Below are 22,039 nucleotides of genomic sequence, written 5' to 3'. Positions count from 1 at the left end.
GGGCGCGCGGCTCGTCGGTCATCGTACAAAGCTGAGAATTCTAGCCGACCCGACCCGAGGGCGCTGAATTCTCCATGTATCAATCTTGATGCATTCCCGCCACACCGGGGACAAATTGCGCCGTCATGGGAATCATTCGTATTTATAATCCGGGCAACTTTTGGCAAGTATTCCCTGGACCTCATCGTGCTGCCCGCATTTCGCCTCAACGTCGCCGCCACTGGCGTCGCCCTGCTCTGCCTCTCTGTGTCGGTCTCGGCACAAACCGCTCCCGAATCCGCCGAAACCCCGAACGCCCCTGCCAACGGCAGCACGCTGAACGCCGTGACGGTGGTCGGCAACTGGCTCGAGGCGCCGAACGAGGAAAAGGTGCTTGAGCACCCGGGCGCGCGGACCATCGTCGACCGCGAAGCGATCAAGGAGACCGGCGCGAACAATGTGCGCGATGTGCTGCGCCGCATTCCCGGCGTGCAGGTCCAGGACAGCAACGGTACGGGCGGCAGCGACATCTCGCTGAACGTGGGCGTGCGCGGCCTGACCTCGCGGCTTTCGCCGCGCTCCACGATCCTGATGGACGGGGTGCCGCTGGCTGTGGCGCCGTATGGCCAGCCGCAGTTGTCGATGGCACCGCTGTCGCTCGGCAACCTGGAAGCGATCGACGTGGTGCGTGGCGCCGGCTCAGTGCGCTACGGCCCGCAGAACGTGGGCGGCATCATCAACTTCGTGTCGCGCCCGATTCCCAAGACGTTCGCGGCCGATGCCTCGATCGAGACCGATATCTACAGCCATGGCGGCAACGCCAAGGCCAATCCGACCGCGTTCATCGGCGGCACCAACGAGCAGGGCCTGGGCGGCGCGCTGCTGTACTCGGGCGTGCACGGCAATGGCTACCGCGAGAGCAACGACTACGTCGATATCGACGACCTGATGCTCAAGGGCGCGTACCGGATCTCGAAGAACGACGAGATTTCGGCGGCCTTCCACTATTACGAAGCCCACGCCGGCATGCCGGGCGGGCTGACCTCGGCGCAATACGCGGCCAATCCGTTCCAGTCGGATCGCCCGTATGACGATTTCTCGGGCCGTCGCTCGGATATCTCGCTCAAGTATTCGCACAACGACGCCAACCGCAAGTTCGAGGTGCTGACGTACTACACCGACAGCTTCCGCGGCAGCACGATCGAGCAGCAGGGCACGGGCGCACAGGCCGCGCAACGCCGCCTGACCACGGCGCCGCGTAATTACCACGTGTTCGCCTTCGAGCCGCGCTACTCGCAGCTCTTCCGTACCGGCAGCGTCAGCAACGAAGTGAGCGTGGGCTACCGCTACCTGCGCGAAGCAAGTGATGAACAAGCCACTCGCACGGCGTTCTATCGGCCCGGCTCGGTGAACGCGCCGGACCTCGCCGCGCCGGTCTACCAGTGGCGCACGGGCGGCACCACGGCCAATGCGGTCTATATCGATGACACGATCAATTTCGGCAACTGGACCATCACGCCCGGCCTGCGCTACGAATTCATCCGCTCGGACCTGACCGACCGCTTCACCAACGTGCGCACCGATGTGTCGTCGAACGAGCCGCTGCCGTCGCTGGCCGTGCTGTACCACATCAGCGACAACTGGACCGCGTTCGCCAACGCCGGCGTGTCGTTCGGGCCGCTGCAGTATTTCCAGATCGCCTCGACCACCAACGGCCTCGTGCCGGAGAAGGCCAAGACCTACGAGGTCGGCACGCACTTCAACAGCACCAACGGCTGGGGCGGCGAGCTGACGCTGTTCAACATCGACTTCGACGACGAACTGCAGCTGCGCGGCGGCACGGGCGGCGCGCCGGACGCGTGGACCAACCTCGGCGCCACGACGCACCGGGGCGTGGAATCGTCGATCCGCTATGACTTCGGCACGCTGTCGAAGACGCTGGCCGGCCTGAGCGCGTACGCCACGTACACGTTCACCGACGCCACGTACAACCAGGGCAACTTCGCCGGCCGCGACCTGCCGTTCTACTCGCGCCACGTGGCCACGCTGGGTATGCGCTATGCGCGCAACCGCTGGGCGTTCAACCTGGATGGCTTCGCGCAGTCGAAGCAGCGTTCGCCGGGCGACCCCGCCACGGCCACCGCCTACCAGACGGCGGAGACGGCCGATGGCCGGCTGGGCGATATTCCGGGCTACGCGCTGATGAACATGCGCCTGGGCTACGACTTCGGCAAGTCGGCGCAGAACCTGAAGCTGGCAGTGGGGATCAAGAACGTGTTCGATCGCCGCTACTTCACGCGCTCGACCGACAACAACTTCGGCAAGTACGTGGGCATGCCGCGTACGTTCTACATCCAGGCATCGCTGGCGTATTGAGCGATTGTGCTGGCAGCTCAAACGCTGCCGGTTTGCTCCCCTCTCCCGCATGCGGGAGAGGGGCCGGGGGAGAGGGATTGAGCCAGCGGCACGATCCCCACTTCCCCAGGTCAGACGATCTCGCGCGTTTCCAGGAACTGGAGGTTCGGGAAGCGCTCCTGCGTCAGGCGCAGGTTGACCATGCTGGGTGCCAGGTAGACGTGGTCACCGGCGCCGTCCAGCGCCACGTTGTGGCCGGCCTTCTCGATCAGCTTCTCGATCTCGGCAGCATCGCCACGCAGCCAGCGCGCCGTGGCGCATTCATGCGATTCGAAGATCGCATCGACCCCGTACTCGTGCTCCAGCCGGTGCGCCACCACATCGAACTGCAGGATACCGACCGCGCCGAGCACCAGATCGTTCGACGCCAGCGGGCGGAACATCTGCGTCGCGCCCTCTTCGGCCAGCTGCTGCAACCCCTTCTGCAACTGCTTGACCTTGAGCGGGTTGTTCAGCCGCGCGCGGCGGAAGAACTCGGGCGCGAATGACGGAATCCCCGTGAACTTGAGTCCCTCGCCCTCGGTGAACACATCGCCGAGGCGGATCGTGCCGTGGTTCGGCACGCCGATGATGTCGCCCGCGTAGGCTTCCTCGGTGGTGTTGCGGTCCTGCGCCATGAAGGTGATGGCGTTGTTGATGGCCACGGTCTTGCCGGCCGAGACGTGCAGCAGCTTCATGCCCCGGTCGAACTTGCCCGAGCAGACGCGCACGAAGGCGATGCGGTCGCGGTGGCGCGGGTCCATGTTCGCCTGGATCTTGAACACGAAGCCGGTGAACTTGGCTTCCTCGGGCTCCACCACGCGGCTCTCGGTCTGGCGGGCCAGCGGCGGGGGCGACAGCTCGCACAGCGCGTCCAGCATCGACTGCACGCCGAAGTTGTTGATCGCCGAGCCGAAGTAGACCGGGGTCTGCTTGCCGGAGAGAAAGGCTTCCCTGTCGAAGGTATGCGATGCACCGCGTACCAGTTCGATTTCCACGCGCAACTCGTCCGCCTGGCTGCCCAGGATGCGGTCGAGTTCGGGGTTGTCCAGCCCGTCCAGGATCGCGGCGGTGCCCTTCTCGCCCTTGGGGTCGAACAGCTGCACCTTGTCCTCGATCATGTGATACACGCCGCGGAACGCCTTGCCCATGCCGATCGGCCAGGTCATCGGCGCGCACTGGATCTTGAGCACGTCCTCGATTTCATCGAGCAGTTCGATCGGCGAACGGCCTTCGCGGTCGAGCTTGTTGATGAAGGTCAGGATGGGCGTGTCGCGCAGGCGGCAGACGTTGAGCAGCTTGATGGTCTGCGCTTCCACGCCGTTCACCGAGTCGATCACCATCACCGCCGAGTCGACGGCGGTCAGCGTGCGGTAGGTGTCTTCCGAGAAGTCCTCGTGGCCCGGGGTATCCAGCAGGTTGACGATGTTCTCGGGGACGTCCGGCCGGCGGCGGTAAGGGAACTGCATGACCGACGAGGTCACCGAGATCCCGCGCTGCTTTTCCAGTTCCATCCAGTCGGACGTGGCGTGGCGGTCGGCCTTGCGGGCACGCACTTCGCCGGCCACCTGGATGGCGCCGCCGAACCACAGCAGTTTTTCGGTCAGCGTGGTCTTACCCGCGTCAGGGTGGGAGATGATGGCAAAGGTGCGACGACGCGCAATTTCGGAAACGAGCGAGCTCACGGCAACGGAATCTGGTGACTGACAGGCAGGATCGGGTGGAGGGCCCCGGGCGGGGCACAGGGAATGGGGCGGTATTTTACCGGTTCGCGGCCCCCGGCGGGGTGGCGCCGTGCGCGGCACCCGGCCCCGCGCGGTTTTCCATCGCCGGATCCCGCCCGCGCAGGCTGCCGAACTGCAACGCGTACTGGCGCGTCAGCTCGGCGCCGAAGAAGAAGATTTGTGCCGAATAGTACACCCACAGCATCAGCGCCACGACCGAGCCGGCCGCGCCATAGGACGACGCCACCGCGCTGTTCCCCAGATAGATCCCGATCAGCCGCTTGCCTACGGCGAACAGCAGCGCGGTGATGATCGCGCCCATCGTCACATCCCGCCAGGCGATGCGCGCGTTCGGCAGCATCTTGAAGATCACCGCGAACAGGGCCGTAACCACCGAGAACGAGAACACCGTGGAAATGGCATCCGCCACCGGGGCGAACCAGGAGGCCGTCCAGAGCGCGCCCCAGAAGCGGTCGATGACGGCCAGGGCCGCGTTGACCACCAGCGAGACCAGCAGCATGAAGGCCAGCGCCAGCACGATGCTGAACGACAACATCCGCGCGCGGAGCAGCTTCTTCCAGCCCGCGCCAGCCGGGGGCGGGGCGTGCCAGATGTCGTCCAGGCTGCTCTTGAGTTCGGCGAAGGCACTCGTCGCGCCGACGATCAGGATGCCGAACGCGATGGTCGCCGCCACGCCGCTACCCCCGGCGCGGTGCGTGGCGGCCAGAATCCCCTGGATGGCGGCGGCGCCCTGCTCGCCCACCAGACCGTTGAGCTGGGAGAAGATCTCGCCGCGCGCAGCCTCGGCGCCGAAGAACAGGCCGGCGATCGAGATCACAAGCACCAGGATCGGCGCGAGCGAGAACAACATATAGAAGGAGAGCGCCGCGCCCTTGCTGGCCGCGCGGTGCTCGAACCAGGACTGGATGGCGGCCGAGACCACGCGGAAGGTGCGCGCGGCCGTGTGGCGGTCGGGCAGGATGCGTCCACGCTGGGGCCGGGGCGGCGCGCCCTCGGGCGGCCGGGAAGCTTGTTCAGGAGGCATGCCGGATCTCGGATGGTGGAGGGTGATGACCTCGTCACGTTCAGAGCATGGACGACGCGGCCGGGGCTGTCTGTCCGCGCGCGTCCGACCTGCGTTCATGATAATGCGCATCCGGAGCGGCGCCGGTGCAACCTGCTACAGTAAGTTCAGGCACACCCGCCGGCGCGCGGACCCGCCGCGCCCGGCCAGGAACAGGAGACTTCCGTGATCCGCACCTCGATCAGGCGCCCCGTTGCCGCGCTCTGCCTTGGCCTGCTGGCGCTGGCCGGCTGCGAACAACAGCGTGGACAGCCGGGGCCGAAGCCCATTTCCGGCGCCACGTCCAATGTGACCCCGGGCGACCGTCCGGCACCGATGGCGCCGAGTGCATCGGTCCCGTCGGGCACCCCGCGCTAGCCGCCGGCGCCTCGCGCCCATCCTCCCCTGCCCTGCCACGCCGGCTCGACGCCCGGCGAGCGTACCCGTTTCTGCGTCGATCCTCCCCGCCACCCTCATGTTTCAGCCCTGCAACCGGGTGCACACGCGTGCCGCGCCTCCGTGCGGGCGCGTCCGGGCTGCGCATCAGGACGCGCCATCGGCCCTGCCGCCCCACCGGCACGCGCAACGGCGTGCCGCCGCGCGGTCATTCGGGGGCGACATGTGCTGCCGCCTCCCACTTTGGCAGCGTTGGCAAGGGCCAGGGCAACGCGCGATGACGCGCCGATCGCCCCAGCCGCCCTGCCACATGTCACACGACCACGCGCGCCTCCGTCCGCTTGCGTTACAGCGGCGAAACCGATCGACGCCGCCTGGCGTCCCGTTCCGGGGCTGGCACAGGTGCCGACGTCGCGCAGCCCCTATAAAACAAGCGTTCGGCGCGCATTGGCACACTTGTCGCTCTGTACCGGGCAGGGAGAAGCACGCGCCTTAGACAACTATTCGACTGACACGCAGGAGGAACCTCCGCCATGCGTCATCCGCCCGCGCGAATGACGGCACGCAGGCGCGCCCATCGGTTGGCGGGCCCCGCACCGTCCGTGATTGACCTGCTGTCGCCGCCCCTGCTTCCGTCGCCCCGCCAGCCACTGCGCCCGATCGCCTCGTATTGCGCCGCGGCCAGCCGCACGCTGGCGGTGTCCGCCAGCCGGCGCCGCAACGGGTTGCCGGCAGGCTGAGGGCACGCCGCAGGGACAACATGAGATGACAGCCGACATCGGCATTGCTTGCAGTATTTGAAAGCTTTACGTGCTCCGTCCCCCGGCGGGCACCTTTTTCCAGCAAGGGAGTGAGCCACCCATGAACGCCAGAGTCCCCGCCATCATCGCGCTGGCGCTGCTCTCGACCGCGACGACTGCCGCGTTCGCCGGCAACTACGCGTACTTCGACCGGCCCGACTGCGCCAACCTCAACAGTCACGCCGCCCTCAGCAATGACAGCTATGTGCGCAGCTTCGCCTGGGCCTGGGGCGATCTGACCTTCGCGCCCGACCAGAGCGCGAACCACCCCGACGAGCGCCAGGCGCGCGACAGCGCCGAGCCGCGCGACCCGCTGCCCACGCGCGGGCCAGTCGACGCCACGCCGCCAAGGCACCGGCGCGACAAGATCAGCATGAGTTGAATGGACTAAGGAACGAAGGGAGGGAGGCAGGAACGATTCTTGTGTGCGATCGAGATTGAGGACGATCTCCGCGCGGGCCAGGCCGCGCTAGCCTGCCGCTGCTGTCCGGGCGGTGGGACGAAGGGGGTCCGGCGAGCGGACGTCGCCGGGTTCCCCCTGGCACTTCGGCACGGGCGTGCCCGGGGCGAATTACTCCGCCACGGCGCCCGGTTGCGAATCGACGCGGATGTTGTGCTTGTGCATGAGCCGGTACAGCGTCACGCGCGACACATTGAGTTCGCGCGCCGCCGGCACCACGTGAAAGCCGTGGCTGGCCATCACCGTGCGGATCGCCTCGCGCTCCGCCTCCTCGCGGATGGCATCGAGCGTCTTGCGCGGCAACTCCACGCCCCCATGCAATTGCAGGTCTTCCGCAGTGATCTTGCGGTTGTCCGTCATGACGATGGCGCGCCGGACCCGGTTGATCAGCTCCCGCACGTTGCCCGGCCAGGCGTACTGCATCATCGCCTGCGTGGCGCACGCGGAGAAGCCGCGAATACGCCGGTGGGCCTCGTGCCCGTGCTCGGTCAGCACCGCGTTGGCCAGCAGCAGGATGTCTTCGCCCCGATCGCGCAGCGGCGGAATCGTCAGCGTCAGCACGCAGAGCCGGTGGAACAGGTCGGAGCGGAAGCGGCCGTCCGTCTGCGCCAGCACCAGGTCCACGTGCGTGGCCGAGATGATGCGCAGGTCGAGCGGAATCGACTGATGCCCGCCCAGCCGCGTGATGCAGCCCTGCTGCAGGAAGCGCAGCAGCGCCACCTGGCTCTCGAGGGGCAGGTCGCCGATTTCATCGAGGAACAGCGTGCCGCCCTGCGCCTGCTCGATCCAGCCGATCTTGCGCGCGTTGGCGCCGGTGAAGGCGCCTTTCTCGTAGCCGAACAGTTCCGACTGCACCAGGTGCGAGGGAATGGCGCCGCAGTTGATCGCCACGAACGGGCCCTTGCGGCGGCTCGATGCCTCGTGGACGGCCTGCGCGGCCAGTTCCTTGCCGGTGCCCGACTCGCCCGAGATGAAGACCGGCGCGTCGTTGTGGGCCACCTTGGCCAGCGAGCGGAACATCACGCGCATGACGTTGCAGTCGCCGATCATCGGGCCGTGCGGCACATGCTCGGGCGCGCGCACGCCATGCAGGCTGGCCATGCCGTGGGCGTGCTTGAGCGTGTACGCCAGTTCATCGAACGAGAACGGGGTGCGCACGTAATCCACGCAATAGTCGCGGATCATGCGGCGGATGCGTTCGTCCTCGATCATCTCGTTGGAGGTGATCGCCACCCAGGTCACGTGCAGATGCTGGAGGCCCTGCTCCAGTTGGGTCAGCTCCGCATCGGAATAGGTCGATTGCAGGTCGAGGATGCCCGCCATGGGGGCACTGCCCCGCACCACGCGCTCCAGGTCGCGCACCTGCTGCACGCGCCGGATCTCCCAGCCCTGGCCGAATTGCTCGGCACTGAATCCAAAATCTTCGAAACGCGACACCAGCACGATCTGTGCGGAGCGTGTCGACGCTTTGCACAGTCGGTCCATGCCGTTCTCCCTGACGTTTGTCTTTTTGTTCGCGGCGGCCACCCCGGCAATCGCGCCGGAAGCGGGCCACATGGCCCGGCTGGTTTCCGCCGGCTGCGGGGGCTCCCCCGCGCGCAACGTCGGCATCACGGTCTGGACAGACTGCGAGACTGTTCTTCGAGCACGCTGTCGTAGTCACGGCCGGCGTGCAGTTCGTCGCGGATGCGGCGGCGCACCATGTCTTTCTCGCGCATCAGGTCCACGCTGGGCGCTTCGGGCGACTGGCCGGAGTACTGGAAGTAAAGCGCCTTGTAGGTGAGCTGGCTCAGGATCCATTCCTGGAGCAGCGTGCGCTGGCGCGCGAGTTCCTCGGCCAGCATGCGATGGCGTTGCATCAGGGCCTCGACGGCCTGGCGCGTGCGCGGCGAAATCTCCGTGTCCTCGGCGAGCAGCACGGCGACTTCGGTGTCCGGGCCGCCTAGGTCGGCGTCCCGTAGTGAAATATCGGACGCGTCACTGGCCAATGGCGCGCGGTGAATCGATCGACTGGCGGATGCACTGATGGGCCCGAATTCGGGACGCCGGATCTCTCCTGCGGTCATGATTTGTTCCCCGTTGAACAACACCCCCGGCACTGCGTACGATTACCACTGTCTATGTTTGGTTTTGAGCTGTCTGTTGTCTGCCACACGTGTCGGCCGTGTGGTCTGTTATGACTTCTGTGACTTCCTGGTGGCCCCGCCGCCGCTGCGAGACGGTCTCGTTGGACGCTCTCGGCCGATGGCGGCCGCCGCGCGCGGGCCGCGGCCCTCCATATAGGCCGGAGTCAAGAAAGGGCGCTCTCACGCGCCCTTCTTCTACTTCGCCTCTAGTTCAGTGCATTTGAGACGGTTTGTCCAGCCCGAAGTGATCGGTTTCAGCCATGTCTCATACTTTAGTGTGAGATCAGAATCTCACACTGCAGGCGACCCGTCAGGTTAATGAGCGCTCACATTTAACGCAGAATCGGGTACGGCGTCGGACGTTTTCGGTCGGTTTCAGTGCCCCGGCAGGTAATAGAACTTGAACAGAAACACGGCGGCGATGATCCACGCCATGACCGGTACTTCGCGCGCGCGGCCGGTCAGCAGCTTCAGCACCGCGTAGGCAATAAAGCCGAACGCGACGCCATTGGCCACCGAGTACGTAAACGGCATGCCGAGGACGGTGAGCACGGCGGGGACGACCTCGGTGACATCGGTCCAGTCGATGTCGACCAGCTCGCGCAGCATCAGGCAGGAGACATAGAGCAACGCCGGCGCGGTGGCATACGCCGGCACCGTGCCGGCCAGCGGCGCGATAAACAGGCAGGCCAGGAACAGCACGGCCACGGTCACGGCGGTCAGGCCGGTGCGGCCGCCGGCCTGCACGCCAGACGCGCTCTCGATATAGGCGGTGGTCGACGACGTGCCGAGCAGCGAGCCGGCCATGATGGCAGTGCTATCGGCCATCAGCGCCTTGTTGAGCCGGTGCATCTTGCCAGCCTTGAGCAGCCCGGCGCGGTTGGCCACACCCATCAGTGTGCCGGTGGCATCGAACAGCTCGACCAGGAAAAAGACCAGCACCACGTTGATGATGCCGATGGACAGCGCGCCGGCGATATCGAGCTTGAACAGCGTGGGCGCGATCGACGGCGGGGCCGAGAACACGCCGTGGAAGGTGTTGCCGCCGAACAGGAAACTGAGCACGGTGGTGAGCAGGATGCCGATCAGGATCGCACCCTTCACCTTCAGGCGGTCCAGCGCGACGATCACGAAGAACCCGATAGTCGCCATGATCGCGGGAGGCTGGTGCAGATCGCCGATGGTCACCAGGGTGGCCGGGCTGGCCGCGATGATGCCGGCGTTCTTCAGCGCGATGATCGCCAGGAACAGCCCGATGCCCGCCGTGATCGCACCCCGGATCGCATGCGGGATACCGTTGACGATCATCTCCCGGATGCGGAACAGCGTGACCAGCAGGAACAGGCAGCCCGAGATAAACACCGCGCCCAGCGCCGCTTCCCACGGCAGGCCCATGCCTTTGACGACTGTATAGGCAAAGTAGGCGTTGAGGCCCATGCCCGGCGCCATCGCGATCGGATAATTCGCAAAGAACCCCATGATCAGCGTGCCGATGGCCGCGGCCAAGCAGGTGGCGACGAACACCGCGTCCTTGGGCACACCGGCATCGCCGAGGATGCTCGGATTGACGAAGATGATGTACGCCATCGTCAGGAACGTGGTCACGCCGGCCAGCACTTCAGTGCGCACGTTCGTGTTGTGCTCGGCCAGGCGGAACAGGCGCTCGGCCAGGCTGGCGCTGGCCTGGCTGGACTGGAAGGCGGGCGCGGAATCGCTGCCCGGCCGCTCGGCGGGGTCCGGTAGGGACATGTAGGGTCTCCTGGAATGTGTTGCGCCTGCTTTCGTCTGGCTCGCCCGGCCCGGGCGGCAGCCATGGGCTGCATGACAGACAATAGGCAAAAGGCGGGATGATCCCATAGGCCAACGTGACGGTGCCAGCCCCTGGCGGGGAATCCCCACCTTGACGAAGCCGCGAATCCCCCGTATAAACCACAGCTAGATTCAAGCGACGAGGCAACAGTTCATTCGTTAGCCACCGTTGGTACTTCGGTTGTCCATGGTGTCCTTTCCTTGAGTTGGCAGTGCGATGGTGTGTGCACCATCGGTTTCTTTTTTATCTTTTTTTGGAAAGCAATACCATGCAAACCGGTATCGTCAAGTGGTTCAATGACGCCAAGGGCTTCGGCTTTATCAAGCCGGACGCAGGCGGTGATGATCTGTTCGCCCACTTCTCCGAAGTGCGCGCCGACGGCTTCAAGTCGCTGCAGGAAAACCAACGCGTGTCGTTCGAAGTCAAGAACGGCCCGAAGGGTCTGCAAGCTGCGAACATCACGCCGCTGTAAGCCAAGGTAGCTCCGGCACGCCGCAAGGTGTGCCAGCAACCGAAAGAGCCCCGCCATCACTGGCGGGGTTTTTTTTCGCCTGTTTTCCGCCGGATCGGGCTTCAGGTCGACCGGCTTCAATTTGTCGTGCGTCTTTTTTCGTGCCCCGCGCAGTCGCGCCGCAGAAACGGGTACGCCTTCCTGATTGATCTCCGCAGAAATGGGTACGGCTGGCGGCTGGCCGTCGCCTCGGCAGGCCGCTATCGCACGCAGAAACGGGTACGCATTGGCTTGTGGCGTCCCATCGCTCGAGGCCGGTTTCCTTCGATTTTTGCCTGGCTAGGGTGGGAATCCCCCGCGAGTTGTCCCCGCAGAATCGGGTACGCCGCGAAAGCCCGCCGTATACGGTCCGCAGCCTCGTATGGGGTCGCAGAAATGGGTACGGTTTCAGCAGCAGGTGACGTCGGAGGTGTGGATGCACGCGCAGAAACGGGTACGGTCGCTCAGGGCGCGGGAGATGTATACGTTCCGAGCGGCACTGCGGGGCGTCAACGTAGCGCAGAAACGGGTACGCAGCGGATTCCTCGGTTTGATTCGGTATACGTTGAGAGTGAGTACTGGCTTTTAAGCAAAGCTAATGCTATAGTCGGACTGGTTTTGCAGGCTGACGCATTGCGCCCGCAATTTGCGCAGAATTGGGTACGCACTTGGCATTTGCTGGCGCTGGAATCGCCGCAGAAATGGGTACGGTTCCCGGCAGCGCAGCAAAATGCTGCCAACTCGCAGAATTGGGTACGCCGCAGAAACTGGTACGCAACGAGGCTGGGAGGCTTCGAACCGGCCCAGCGCAGAAATAGGTACGCTTTGAGCCGCTTGGCCCGCAGAATCGGGTACGCATCGACTGGCTGGAAACCTCACGGCGCACCCATTTCTGCGGGGATAACGCGGTTGTTCACAGCCCCTCCACGCAGGGAAACGGCCGTCGGGTACGGTTCGCGCAGAAACAGGTACGCTTTTTGCCCATCCCGCTGTGGAAAAGCCTGTGGGATCAGTGAGTTATCCCCGCAGAATCCGGTTCGCTGTTTCCGCTGAAACGGGTTCGCCCAGCCGCAGATTCGGGTTCGGGGCTTCGCAGAATCGAGTACGCTTCCACGCAGAATCGGGTTCGCGGGGCGTACTTTTCCCTTTTGAAATCAACGGCGTTTTCCCTCCGTATACGGTTTACAAGTAGTTAACCCGTAACGGTATCGTTTACTTGTAGCTGATGCGCCGCCAACCGTGGACAACCCTGGCGGGTTGCCCACCGCATGCCGGCCATCCTGCCAGTCGTGAGAAACCCGACACCCGAAACAGATCGCTTGCAGAGAAGCCCGTCAGTGCTGACAGGGAACCGCAAGCTCGGGGGCAACGCGACCGGACAACCAAAACACACAAAGAACGTATACGTACCTGTTTCTGCGTGACAACGTTTACGGGTTCGCGTAAAAAGGCGGGTAATCCGAAGCCCGTCAATATGCCCATCAAACGCTCCCTGGCCACCGAGGGGGATCGCTCCGTCCTGCAAGGGGATCACGAGCCTTCCCGCATCATCGTTCCCGGTAACGAGAACGTCCTGGTTCCGTCCGAGAAATTCCAGCGCCTCTTCGACGAGGCCCAGGCGATGGAGCGCGAGGACGCCTGGCACAGTGGCGAAGTGGGCTTCCTGAGCCGCGCCAGCGTGCAGGTAACCCTGCCGTATCGCGCCCCGAAGGGCGCGCCGCCCGTGTGGACGCGCACCAGCGGCAACATCTCGCTGATGATCCAGCCGGGCTACTTCACGCAGCAGCGCTCCGAACGAGCGGCCAATGGTCGTCAGAAGCTCGTCTCCGAAACCGTTTCACTCGGGTATCCGTACGGCTCCTATCCGCGTTTGATGCTTGCCTGGATCGGCAAGGAAATCATGGCGAAGAAGAAGCGCGGCGAGTTTACGGGCACGGTCGAGGACCGCCGCATCTCGCTCGGCAATTCGCTGTCGGAATTCATGTACAACCTCGGCATTCCGATGGCCACCGGCGGCAAGCGCGGAACCATGACGCTGGTGCGCCAGCAAATGATCCGGCTGTTCTCGGCGACCATTGCGATCGTGCAGAACAAGTCGACGCCGACGCCCAATCAGACGCCGAATCACGAACCCCTGTCGATCGACCGGGTGGGCTACCTGCTGGCCGACCAGCTGTCGACGTGGTGGGACCCGATGCAGCCCGGTCAGGGCTCGATGTTCGAGAGCTTCGTGGTGCTCTCCGAGCCGTTCTTCAACGAGCTGGTGAACCGGCCCGTACCGGTCGATATGCGCGCGCTCAAGGCGCTCAAGCAGTCGCCGTTCGCACTGGACGTGTATTCGTGGCTGACCTACCGGTTCTTCACGATCCAACGACGCACCGAGATCCCTTGGGAAGCGCTCCAGATGCAGTTCGGTACCGAGACCGAGAGCGAGCGCAAGTTCCGCGCGCTGTTCCGCAAGGCGCTCAAGGATGTGCTGGTGGTGTATCCGGGCGCCAAGGTCGACGCTGATTCGTCGAAAGCCCTGGTCCTGCAGCCGTCCCGCACGAGCGTTCGCAAGCTGGCCTGAAGGCGAACTGACCGCTGGAACGAAAAAGGCAAGCGACGAGCGCTTGCCTTTTTCTTTTACCCGTCACGCGCTTGCGCGCATGGCAGGACGTTCAGTGAGACAGGGTCAGGCGGGCTTGATCGCCGATGCCTGCAGACCCTTGGGGCCCTGCTTCACTTCAAACGTCACACGCTGACCATCCTTCAGGGTCTTGAAACCCGAGCCCTGGATTTCCGAGAAGTGCGCGAACAGATCTGCACCACCGTCGTCCGGGGTAATGAAGCCGAAGCCCTTGGTCTCGTTAAACCACTTGACCGTACCGGTTGCCATAGGAATTTCCTTTCGAAGCAAGTTCTTGTACACAACGCAAACAACCGTTCAAGCACGTTGAGGTCTCGTAGATACCGAACGGAAGCCAACGAGGTTGACACGACTTGACTCGACTGTAGCGCGCATCATAACCAGTTTGTTCTGCTGTGTCATGTGCGGGGTAATGCGCACTATCTTTACTTTAGGCGGATTCTCTGCCTCTTTTCAAGAGGAAATCTCCGCAAATTTGAGGTAGGCGGTGTTTACCCTTTCACCGTGGCGTGGAGGTATCACGCTACGAGACATAAAATTTGAATAATGAAAAATGGGTTGTAGCGCACTGCCGATTTGGCTACAGTTCCGCCTGTAGAGAACTCGTCATGTGCGCTTTCAGCGCTGAAAGTGAGGCCAGTGTGGCAGCAAAAATCATTACCGTGTTCAACCAGAAAGGCGGCTGTGGCAAGACCACGGTAAGCATGCACCTGGCTGGCACGCTGGGCCTGCGCGGCGCCCGTTCCATGCTTGTCGATATGGATGAGCAGGGCACCGCCACGCGATGGGCCGCACAGGCGACCGACGAACGCCCATTTCCCGCTTCCGTGATCGGCCTGGCGCCGTCCGGCGGCGCGATGCACCGCGAAGTCCGCAAATTCATCCACGACTACGACTACATCCTTGTCGACTGCCCGCCCGCCGTGCATTCGGCCGCGCCGTCGAGCGCGCTCCTGATTTCCGACCTCGCGATCATTCCGGTTGTCCCGTCGCCGCCTGACCTGTGGGCGGCCGTCGCAGCGAAGACGCTTGCGCAGCATGCACAGGTCCAGAATGAGACCCTGCAGATACGCGTGATGGCCAATATGGTCCAGCGACGTGTCTCGATTGCCCGCCAGGCCATCGAGATCCTGGGGGATGACGGTGATGTGCCGCTGCTGAACGCCCTGATCGGCTCCCGTTCGGCGTTCCGGGAATGCCAGGCCATCGGCTGCACCGTGCACGGTGTGCCGGGCGCCCGCGAGGCCGTGCAGGAGGTCGACATGATGGTCGACGAAATCCTGTCCCTGATCGAGTAATTCCCATGGCAACGAAACTGAAAAGCCTGAAGGCCGGCATGCTGGCCGGCATGGCGGCGGAGAAAACCCGCAACGACACGATGGATCGCTTCGCCAGGGCGGAAGCGGCGATCTCCCAGCACCCGAATGGCCTGCTCCAGACCCAGCGTCCCGAGCGTCCGGTAGTTGCCGAAATCCAAACTTTCAGCGCTGAAAGTGCGGAACCGACTGAAACGGGTCGTACGCTGATCAAGATCCCCATTGCGCAACTGCACGACAATCCTTTCAATGCGCGTCGAATTTATGATCCCGCAGTGGTCCAGGAACGTGCTGCGTCGATCGCTACGCATGGGCAGAAAACGCCCGGTCTGGCGGCGCCGGACCCGGTGCGCCCCGGGCACTACATCCTCATCGATGGTCACTATCGCAAGCGCGCCCTGGCCTCGGCCGGCAAGCTCGAGATGGAATGCTTTATCGAGAGCGACCTCAGCGATCTCGATTTCTACCGACTCTCGTTCCTGCTCAACGAGCAGCGCTCGGACCAGTCCGCACTCGACAACGCGATTGCCTGGCGGCAGTTGCTGGACGAAGGCAAGGTCCAGAAGGAGGAGGAGATCTGCGAGCTGACCGGGATGTCGGCGGGCACGGTTAACAAGACCCTGGCGCTGCTGAAGCTGCCGGACTCGGTGCTCGGCGTGATGCGTGAGCGACCGAGCGCCATCGGGATTGCCGCCGGTTACGAGCTGACGCTGTTCTGCAAGATCGCCGGCGAAGACCGCACGCGTGATCTGGCGACGCGCATCATGAACGACGGCCTGTCCAGCCGCGAGGTCGAGGCGATCCGTAAACATGCGCAGGAAGGGAAGTCGCGCAAGGTCAAGGAGATCAGCCGGCAGTACAAGATCCGGACCGAGTCGGGGCAGCTTCTGGGCACGATCAAGGAGTGGGATTCGGGCCGGGTAATGCTCGATGTTCAGCTGTCCGACCGCAATGCCCGGGAGGACCTGCTCGAGGTCCTTAAGGCACGCTTCGGATTGGATAAAACGCTACTCTGAGTTTTTTGCAGTCGCGTTCGCTAACTCATTGTTTCATCGAACATTTGGATCGCAGCAAAAGGTACGCTCGGGGTCATTTTGGGCCGTCCGGCAACGGACGCCCGGCGAGCGCCAGGAGGCGCGGCGTGAACCCAATTTCGGCCAGTTCTCGGCCCGCCGCGAAGCGCTTCCAGGTACCCCGTAGCAACTGGTCCAAACCACTCGCGGCGTAGCCCGCACCGACCTGCGCCTGCTTGGCGCGACCTCGCGCCGTGGCCGGAAATTCGCTTGGTGCGAGCAGGGCGGCGTCGGCGTTCCAGCCGGCCTCCACCTGAATCCCGCGATCGGCCCAGTGCGCGCGCAGCGCCATCCAGACGTCTTCATCAAGCAGCAAACCTGAATCTTCGGATTCATTTCGGGCCCCGGGCAGCAGCCGCGCGCCGCGTCCGGCGAGCCGGACATCCCCCAGCCGCATCGCCGGCAGTGCCGAAAGCCGCACCCCGTGCCGATGCACCAGCAGCGCCGTCGCCCGTGCGGCCCGGTGTCTGGGGGAGGCCTCCACCGCCCCGAGCCATGCCAGGAAGTCATCGACAACACCGGGCGGAAGCAAATTCGAGCGATTCGTTTCGATAGATTCCGACGCAGCAACGGGTACGCCCCCGGCCGGTACAGCCGCACCGCCTTGCCGCACCCCCGCCCGCACCATCGCCCGGAGCAGGGCGCGAACCACACGCAGGGAAGCCTCGATCGAGCTCGCGCCGAGTGGTCCCTCGAACGGCCGCCAGTGCGCCCGGTCTCGGGCGCCCGCCGGGCCGCACCAGAAGGCCGCCGGCTGGGGATCCGCCAGAAAGCTGCGGTAGCGCACGAGATCATCCGTCTCCAGCCCCCGGACCGAACCACGCTGCTGGGCGACCCAGAGCAGTAGCCGCTCCGCCTCCCGTCGATAGCTCCCGGCCGTATGCGGGGAGCCGCTGTGGCGGGCTAACCAGTCCCGAATGAACCGCAGGTCATCCCCGAGCACCGCCGCGCCGGGGTCGCCAGACGATGGCGCCAGCATGTGTTCGAGCGGAACGGGTTCGCGCATCGCCGGCCCCAGCCGCTCCGGGACCAGTGCGGGTCTGCTCCGGTGTTGTGACGGCGAAAGCACATATGGCCGCACCGCCGTCGCGATCACCGACTGCTGCTGACCCAACCATCGTGTGATGACTTCGGCGGATTGCTGGCCGATGCGTGGCACGGCACGCCACCAACTACTGCCACGCTGGTTCGCCAGATCAGTCAAATCGGCGATGGTGCGCACGCCCCCCGTCGCCAGCCGGCGGGCGAGGCTGGGGCGGAACCACAGCGATACCTGATGCCCCGGCAGCGGCCGGCCCTGGCCGAGCCGCTCGATGGACGACAACGCGTCCACCCGGCGCGTCATCCCGGCGTCAGACCGCCCGCGCAGCGCCTCGAACATGGCCGCGATATCGGGCCGGTCGTGCTGGAGCGCGAACTGCACCAGCCGGTCGCGCAGCGTCAGGATGCGCTGTACCGCCTGATGCTCGGTCAGCACATCGTCATCGTCCGGATCGAGCAGGTAGCGATTGGCGATGTCCACCGGCCGCATGCCCTGGGCATACGCCCGCACCACTGCAAATTCGGTTCGAGTGAGCTTGGTAGCGGCGAGCGTGTCGGGATCCGTGCTCATGAAGAAGGGGTGGTAAGTGATTGAGTTATAACAACTTTAGCGGAGTGCCAATCCGTACCAGGCACTTTTGAATATCAAAGTGCAATGTAAATTATTTTCGATGGGAAGCCAAGGGATTTGCCCGGGATGGCCCCCTGGGCTCACCGTCTGCCGGTTTCGCTGAAACGCTTAAAACAGACCCCCAAACATTTGACTTCCGTTCTTCAGCCCAGTCTCCAGAATGAGGAAACCTCGCTGGTCAGTGTTAAGACCAAGCGGGCGAAGGGAGGCGACCCATGGTCAGCAGGCGGAGAAAGGCCGGCGTCGGCGTGGGCGCCGTGGGCGGCGTCGTTCTGGCGAGTCTGTCTCCCGCCGCGCACGGGCAGGCGGCCTGCCCGACCATCGGCACGGGGCAGGTATCCGCCACCACAGCCTGCACGGTCAGCGCTTCGGCCATCGGCACCACGGTAGCGGCGCCGGTGGCGATCACCGGCACCGGCGCCGGTGCGGATGTGACGGCGTCCGGCGTCACGCTGAGCCTCGGCGTGGCCAATGCGAACGGCGTCAACGCCTTGAGCGGGGCCCGGGTCTCGCTGACGGGCGGCGCCATCAATACCACCTCCAACGGTGCGGCGGCGGCCAGCCAGGTTGGGCTCAAGGCCGTTGGCGCGGGCTCCCGCGTGGTGGCCGATAACGTCCGGCTCAACCTGGCGCCGGCCAACTCGGTGTCGATGCAGGGCGTACGGGCCGAAGGCGGCGGGTCCGTGACGCTGACCCAATCGAACCTGACCGTGGGCGCCGCCGGCAGCGGGCGCAATTTCAACCATGGGCTTGTGGCCACCGGCGCGGGCAGCCTGATCACCGGTTCCGGCAACACCGTCGCGGTGGCGTCCAACTTCTCGAATGCCGCGCGCGCCGAACTGGGCGGCGCCATCGAGCTGTCCAGCAGCACGCTCACGGCCACCGGCACTGGCAATGCCGCGAGCGGCCCCGTGGCCGCCGCCGCCGCGGTCTCGGGCGGTCGCATTGCCATTGGCGGCAGCGGCAACCTGCTCACCGGCGGGCCGGCGACGATGGCGCACGGCGTGTTCGTGTCGGGCACCGGCTCCTCGGCCACCATCGACCAGGCTACGATCCGTGCCAGCGGCAACAATTCCGCCGGGGTCGCGGTCGACCTGGGCGGCATTGCGACCCTGACGAACAGCACGGTCAGCGCGCCGACCTATCGCGGCGTGTCGGTCACTGGCAACAGCGACGCCATGCTGACCGACGTCTCGGTCGATAGCGCGGGCAGTGCCGCCATCGCGCTGGGGTCCGGCTCGCGCATGTCGATCACGCGCGGCACCCTCAGCAGTGGCGGGCAGGTGCCCACGGTGAATGTCGGCGGCGTGGGCTCGACCCTGACCACCGAGGGCGTGGCGATCGTCTCCACGGGCAGCGCCAACGCACCCGGCATCGCTATCACCCAGGACGGCCTGGCGACGATCAACGGCGGCACGGTCGATACCTTCGGCACCACGGCCCGCGCCCAGCGCGTGAAGGGCGTCACGGCCGCCTTGCCCAATGCGCGGCTCGTGACCAATGGCCTCGCCATCCACAACCGGGGCGACGAGGCGATTGGCGTGGCCGCCGACGATGGCGGCACGATCGAGATCAACCAGACCTCAGTACTCACCGACGGCCGCAACGGCATCGCCGTCTACGCGGGGGTGGACCCGCTCAAGCCCAACGTGGCAACGGTGGTAGCCACGGCGTCCCACATCGAGACGATGGGCGAGATCGCCCACGGCGCGCTGGCGCAGGCGCGTACCGTGCTCGACGTGCCCGCGCGGGTCTCCCTGACGAATGGCACCACCGTCATCACGCACGGCACGGGCGCGATGGGGCTGCGCGCCGTGTCGAAAGGCCGGGTCGAGGCGCTGTCCGGGTCCAGCGTGACGACCGAAGGGGCCGCCGCGCATGGCGCCTTTGCGCGCAACGCGCTGAGCCTCGTCCTGATCGATAACGCCACCGTGAGCACCAGCGGCGTGGGCGCGCACGGCGCCGTGGCGCTGGACGCCGGCCAGGTCAGCGGCAACCGGGCGACCGTGACCGCCAGCAACGCGGACGCCGCCGCGCTCTACGTGGCCGGCTACAACGACACGTTCACCGCGCAGGTGCCCACCGGCGCGGACTTCACCGCCTCCGCGCTGACCAGCCGGAGCGGCCCGGCCATCGCCGTGGCCGGGCCGGGCACCGTGACGTTGGCCGGCTCGACGGTTTCGGGCGTCGAGTGGCTCCGCGTCGGCTCGATCGGGGACTTTCCGACGCTGCCGCCGCCCGAGGCCCCCATCGCCCGGCCGGAGCCGCTGCCGTCCGTCGACGATCCCTCAACCCCGCCGTCCGATTCGGTCGCGCCGCTCGCAGCCCCCCTGCCAGCGATCAAAAAGCCCCTGGCCGTGGGCGATGTCGCCACCGTCGATGTCTCGGCCTCAACGCTGACCGGGGCGGCGACCACGCTACCGGGCACCACGTCCATCGTCACCCTGCGCGACCAGACCACGTGGCACCTCACCGGCAACTCGACGCTGACCACGCTCACCAACGCCGCGAGCCAGATCCTGTTCACGCCGCCGTCGGCGGGCACGTTCAAGACGCTGACGGTGAACACCTACACGGGCGCCGCGGGCGGCATCGGCCTGAACACGGTGCTGGCCGGCGACAACGCACCGTCGGACAGGCTCGTCATCGACACCGGCACCGCGTCCGGCACCACCGGGCTGACGATCACCAACGCCGGCGGCACCGGCGCGATCACGCAGCGCGATGGCATCCTGGTCGTCGATGCCGTCAACGGCGGCACCACCGCTCCCGGCAGCTTCGCGCTGGCCCGCCGCGCCGTGGCCGGCCCCTATGAGTACCGCCTGTACCGGGGCAGCCTGGACGGCAGTCAGGCCGATGCCTGGTACCTGCGCTCCGAGCGCGATCCGTCACCCGATCCGCCCCCGCCGGGGCCGCCCACGCCAGGGCAGGCGCTGTTCCGCCCCGAGGTGGCCGCCTATCTCGCCAACCAGCGCCTGGCCGGGCAGATGTTCGTGCACAGCCTGCACGACCGCCTGGGCGAGCCGCAGTACGTGGAAGGCCAGCCGTTCGACAAGGCCGAGGACAAGCCGCGCTCGGGATGGCTGCGCGTGGTCGGCAAATGGGAGGGCAGCCGCAGCCAGGACGGCAATTTCAAGGTCGATACCGACAGCTTCCTGCTGCACGGGGGCGCGGAACTCGCCAAATGGAAGGTGGCGAGTGAGGAAGACCGCCTGCATCTGGGGCTGATGGGCAGCTACGGCTATGCCAGCAGCGACGCGAAGGCGGCCGGCAACCCGGCGTCCGCCAGCGGCAAGGTGGAGGGCTTCAGCGTGGGCGCGTACGGCACCTGGTACCAGAACGACGAACGCAAGCTCGGTACCTATATAGATACGTGGTTCCAGTACGGCTGGTTCGACAACAAGGTCGAAGGCGACACCCTGCCCACCGTGAAGTACCACGCGCAGGGCTGGGCGGTCTCGGGCGAACTGGGCTACGCCGTGCCGTTGCGCCACGACTGGGTGATCGAGCCGCAGGGGCAGCTGATCTACGTCGACTACCGCGAACACGACATTACCGAGCCCAACGGCACGCGTATCGCGGGTGCCGACTCCACCGGCCTCATCACGCGGCTCGGCGTCCGGCTGCATCGCACCTATGTCCGTGCGGACGCGCGCAAGTGGCAGCCGTACGTGACTGTGAACTGGTGGCATACCAGCACGGACAGCAGCGTCCGCTTCAACGAGGTGCCGCTCGGCACGCTGTATCCGTCGAATCGCTATGAATTGAAGCTGGGGCTCAACCTGTCGATCTCGACGCGCTGGACCGGCTGGGCCAACGTGTCGGGCGCCTGGGGGGCGCAAAGTTTCCACCAGTATGCGGCCCGGATCGGGGCGAAATATACGTGGTGAGCGCGGGTGTCATACATGTGATGTATGGCAAACACCCGCTGTAAAAGTGCTGAATGAGGCATTTTGTGCCGCAAGCAGCCTAGGCAAAAACCCAACACGGGAAAACCCCCGCAATGCAGCATTCGCTTGCAATCACTCCGCGTGCTTCCTATGCTGAACACCAGAATTCAATTTAATTTGAATCTGAGTTGCGAAGCATCTAACGCGTGTCATACGC

General features: G+C 65.3%; 14 protein-coding genes. 7 read left to right on the top strand and 7 right to left on the bottom strand.

Annotated elements, in window-relative coordinates; all coding sequences use genetic code 11:
- Positions 1 to 186: 186 nt before the first annotated feature.
- Positions 187 to 2,355: a TonB-dependent receptor family protein gene (locus tag AC1DFU_RS03970; protein ID WP_092294179.1), complete on the top strand. Its 2,169-nt coding sequence runs from the start codon at positions 187 to 189 to the stop codon at positions 2,353 to 2,355.
- A 110-nt stretch (positions 2,356 to 2,465) separates the two neighbouring features.
- Here AC1DFU_RS03970 and AC1DFU_RS03965 read toward each other — a convergent pair whose 3' ends face one another.
- Both AC1DFU_RS03965 and AC1DFU_RS03960 read right to left on the bottom strand, forming a co-directional pair.
- Positions 2,466 to 4,058: a peptide chain release factor 3 gene (locus tag AC1DFU_RS03965; RefSeq protein WP_092294181.1), complete on the bottom strand. Its 1,593-nt coding sequence runs from the start codon at positions 4,056 to 4,058 to the stop codon at positions 2,466 to 2,468.
- A 76-nt stretch (positions 4,059 to 4,134) separates the two neighbouring features.
- Entirely contained in the window at positions 4,135 to 5,142 is a 1,008-nt protein-coding gene (locus tag AC1DFU_RS03960; RefSeq protein WP_092294183.1) for a YihY/virulence factor BrkB family protein, read from the bottom strand.
- A 1,275-nt stretch (positions 5,143 to 6,417) separates the two neighbouring features.
- Between AC1DFU_RS03960 and AC1DFU_RS03955 the strand changes: the two genes are divergently transcribed.
- Positions 6,418 to 6,738: a hypothetical protein gene (locus tag AC1DFU_RS03955; protein ID WP_092294187.1), complete on the top strand. Its 321-nt coding sequence runs from the start codon at positions 6,418 to 6,420 to the stop codon at positions 6,736 to 6,738.
- 189 nt (positions 6,739 to 6,927) lie between these two features.
- Here AC1DFU_RS03955 and AC1DFU_RS03950 read toward each other — a convergent pair whose 3' ends face one another.
- The 3 genes from AC1DFU_RS03950 to AC1DFU_RS03940 form a co-directional block, all read right to left on the bottom strand.
- Positions 6,928 to 8,301, bottom strand: coding sequence for a sigma-54-dependent transcriptional regulator (locus AC1DFU_RS03950; RefSeq protein WP_092294389.1), 1,374 nt, complete (start codon positions 8,299 to 8,301; stop codon positions 6,928 to 6,930).
- Positions 8,302 to 8,426: 125 nt separating this feature from the next.
- Positions 8,427 to 8,882: a hypothetical protein gene (locus tag AC1DFU_RS03945; protein ID WP_092294188.1), complete on the bottom strand. Its 456-nt coding sequence runs from the start codon at positions 8,880 to 8,882 to the stop codon at positions 8,427 to 8,429.
- A 435-nt stretch (positions 8,883 to 9,317) separates the two neighbouring features.
- Positions 9,318 to 10,691 carry an NCS2 family permease gene (locus AC1DFU_RS03940; protein WP_441591192.1) on the bottom strand — a complete coding sequence of 458 codons (1,374 nt, stop codon included), beginning with the start codon at positions 10,689 to 10,691 and terminating at the stop codon, positions 9,318 to 9,320.
- A 329-nt stretch (positions 10,692 to 11,020) separates the two neighbouring features.
- Here AC1DFU_RS03940 and AC1DFU_RS03935 point away from each other — a divergent pair, with 329 nt between their 5' ends.
- Both AC1DFU_RS03935 and AC1DFU_RS03930 read left to right on the top strand, forming a co-directional pair.
- Positions 11,021 to 11,224, top strand: coding sequence for a cold-shock protein (locus AC1DFU_RS03935; protein ID WP_008646365.1), 204 nt, complete (start codon positions 11,021 to 11,023; stop codon positions 11,222 to 11,224).
- Positions 11,225 to 12,716: 1,492 nt separating this feature from the next.
- Entirely contained in the window at positions 12,717 to 13,811 is a 1,095-nt protein-coding gene (locus AC1DFU_RS03930; RefSeq protein WP_092294194.1) for a replication protein RepA, read from the top strand.
- Positions 13,812 to 13,916: 105 nt separating this feature from the next.
- On the opposite strand, the gene AC1DFU_RS03925 is transcribed toward AC1DFU_RS03930, so the two are convergent.
- Positions 13,917 to 14,120, bottom strand: coding sequence for a cold-shock protein (locus AC1DFU_RS03925; protein WP_006159056.1), 204 nt, complete (start codon positions 14,118 to 14,120; stop codon positions 13,917 to 13,919).
- Positions 14,121 to 14,512: 392 nt separating this feature from the next.
- On the opposite strand from AC1DFU_RS03925, the gene AC1DFU_RS03920 reads away from it, so the two are divergent.
- Entirely contained in the window at positions 14,513 to 15,169 is a 657-nt protein-coding gene (locus AC1DFU_RS03920) for an AAA family ATPase (RefSeq protein ID WP_092294390.1), read from the top strand.
- 5 nt (positions 15,170 to 15,174) lie between these two features.
- Complete coding sequence (locus AC1DFU_RS03915) at positions 15,175 to 16,203, top strand: ParB/RepB/Spo0J family partition protein (protein WP_092294196.1); 1,029 nt, start codon at positions 15,175 to 15,177, stop codon at positions 16,201 to 16,203.
- 73 nt (positions 16,204 to 16,276) lie between these two features.
- Here AC1DFU_RS03915 and AC1DFU_RS03910 read toward each other — a convergent pair whose 3' ends face one another.
- Positions 16,277 to 17,872, bottom strand: a complete 1,596-nt coding sequence (locus AC1DFU_RS03910) for a phage integrase family protein (RefSeq protein ID WP_441591191.1) — start codon at positions 17,870 to 17,872, stop codon at positions 16,277 to 16,279.
- Between the two features lie 275 nt (positions 17,873 to 18,147).
- Here AC1DFU_RS03910 and AC1DFU_RS03905 point away from each other — a divergent pair, with 275 nt between their 5' ends.
- Positions 18,148 to 21,822 carry an autotransporter outer membrane beta-barrel domain-containing protein gene (locus AC1DFU_RS03905; RefSeq protein WP_441591190.1) on the top strand — a complete coding sequence of 1,225 codons (3,675 nt, stop codon included), beginning with the start codon at positions 18,148 to 18,150 and terminating at the stop codon, positions 21,820 to 21,822.
- Positions 21,823 to 22,039: the final 217 nt, after the last annotated feature.

The organism is Cupriavidus sp. 10L45 (assembly GCF_056395225.1).
This window is presented reverse-complemented; position numbering and strand designations above follow the sequence as displayed.

What these genes read in the sequence shown, in the direction of transcription:
- AC1DFU_RS03960 (WP_092294183.1), bottom strand. Translation starts at nt 5,142, where the DNA reads ATGCCTCCTGAACAAGCTTCCCGGCCGCCCGAGGGCGCGCCGCCCCGG.
- AC1DFU_RS03955 (WP_092294187.1), top strand. Translation starts at nt 6,418, where the DNA reads ATGAACGCCAGAGTCCCCGCCATCATCGCGCTGGCGCTGCTCTCGACC.
- AC1DFU_RS03950 (WP_092294389.1), bottom strand. Translation starts at nt 8,301, where the DNA reads ATGGACCGACTGTGCAAAGCGTCGACACGCTCCGCACAGATCGTGCTG.
- AC1DFU_RS03945 (WP_092294188.1), bottom strand. Translation starts at nt 8,882, where the DNA reads ATGACCGCAGGAGAGATCCGGCGTCCCGAATTCGGGCCCATCAGTGCA.
- AC1DFU_RS03940 (WP_441591192.1), bottom strand. Translation starts at nt 10,691, where the DNA reads ATGTCCCTACCGGACCCCGCCGAGCGGCCGGGCAGCGATTCCGCGCCC.
- AC1DFU_RS03935 (WP_008646365.1), top strand. Translation starts at nt 11,021, where the DNA reads ATGCAAACCGGTATCGTCAAGTGGTTCAATGACGCCAAGGGCTTCGGC.
- AC1DFU_RS03930 (WP_092294194.1), top strand. Translation starts at nt 12,717, where the DNA reads ATGCCCATCAAACGCTCCCTGGCCACCGAGGGGGATCGCTCCGTCCTG.
- AC1DFU_RS03925 (WP_006159056.1), bottom strand. Translation starts at nt 14,120, where the DNA reads ATGGCAACCGGTACGGTCAAGTGGTTTAACGAGACCAAGGGCTTCGGC.
- AC1DFU_RS03915 (WP_092294196.1), top strand. Translation starts at nt 15,175, where the DNA reads ATGGCAACGAAACTGAAAAGCCTGAAGGCCGGCATGCTGGCCGGCATG.
- AC1DFU_RS03910 (WP_441591191.1), bottom strand. Translation starts at nt 17,872, where the DNA reads ATGAGCACGGATCCCGACACGCTCGCCGCTACCAAGCTCACTCGAACC.
- AC1DFU_RS03905 (WP_441591190.1), top strand. Translation starts at nt 18,148, where the DNA reads ATGGTCAGCAGGCGGAGAAAGGCCGGCGTCGGCGTGGGCGCCGTGGGC.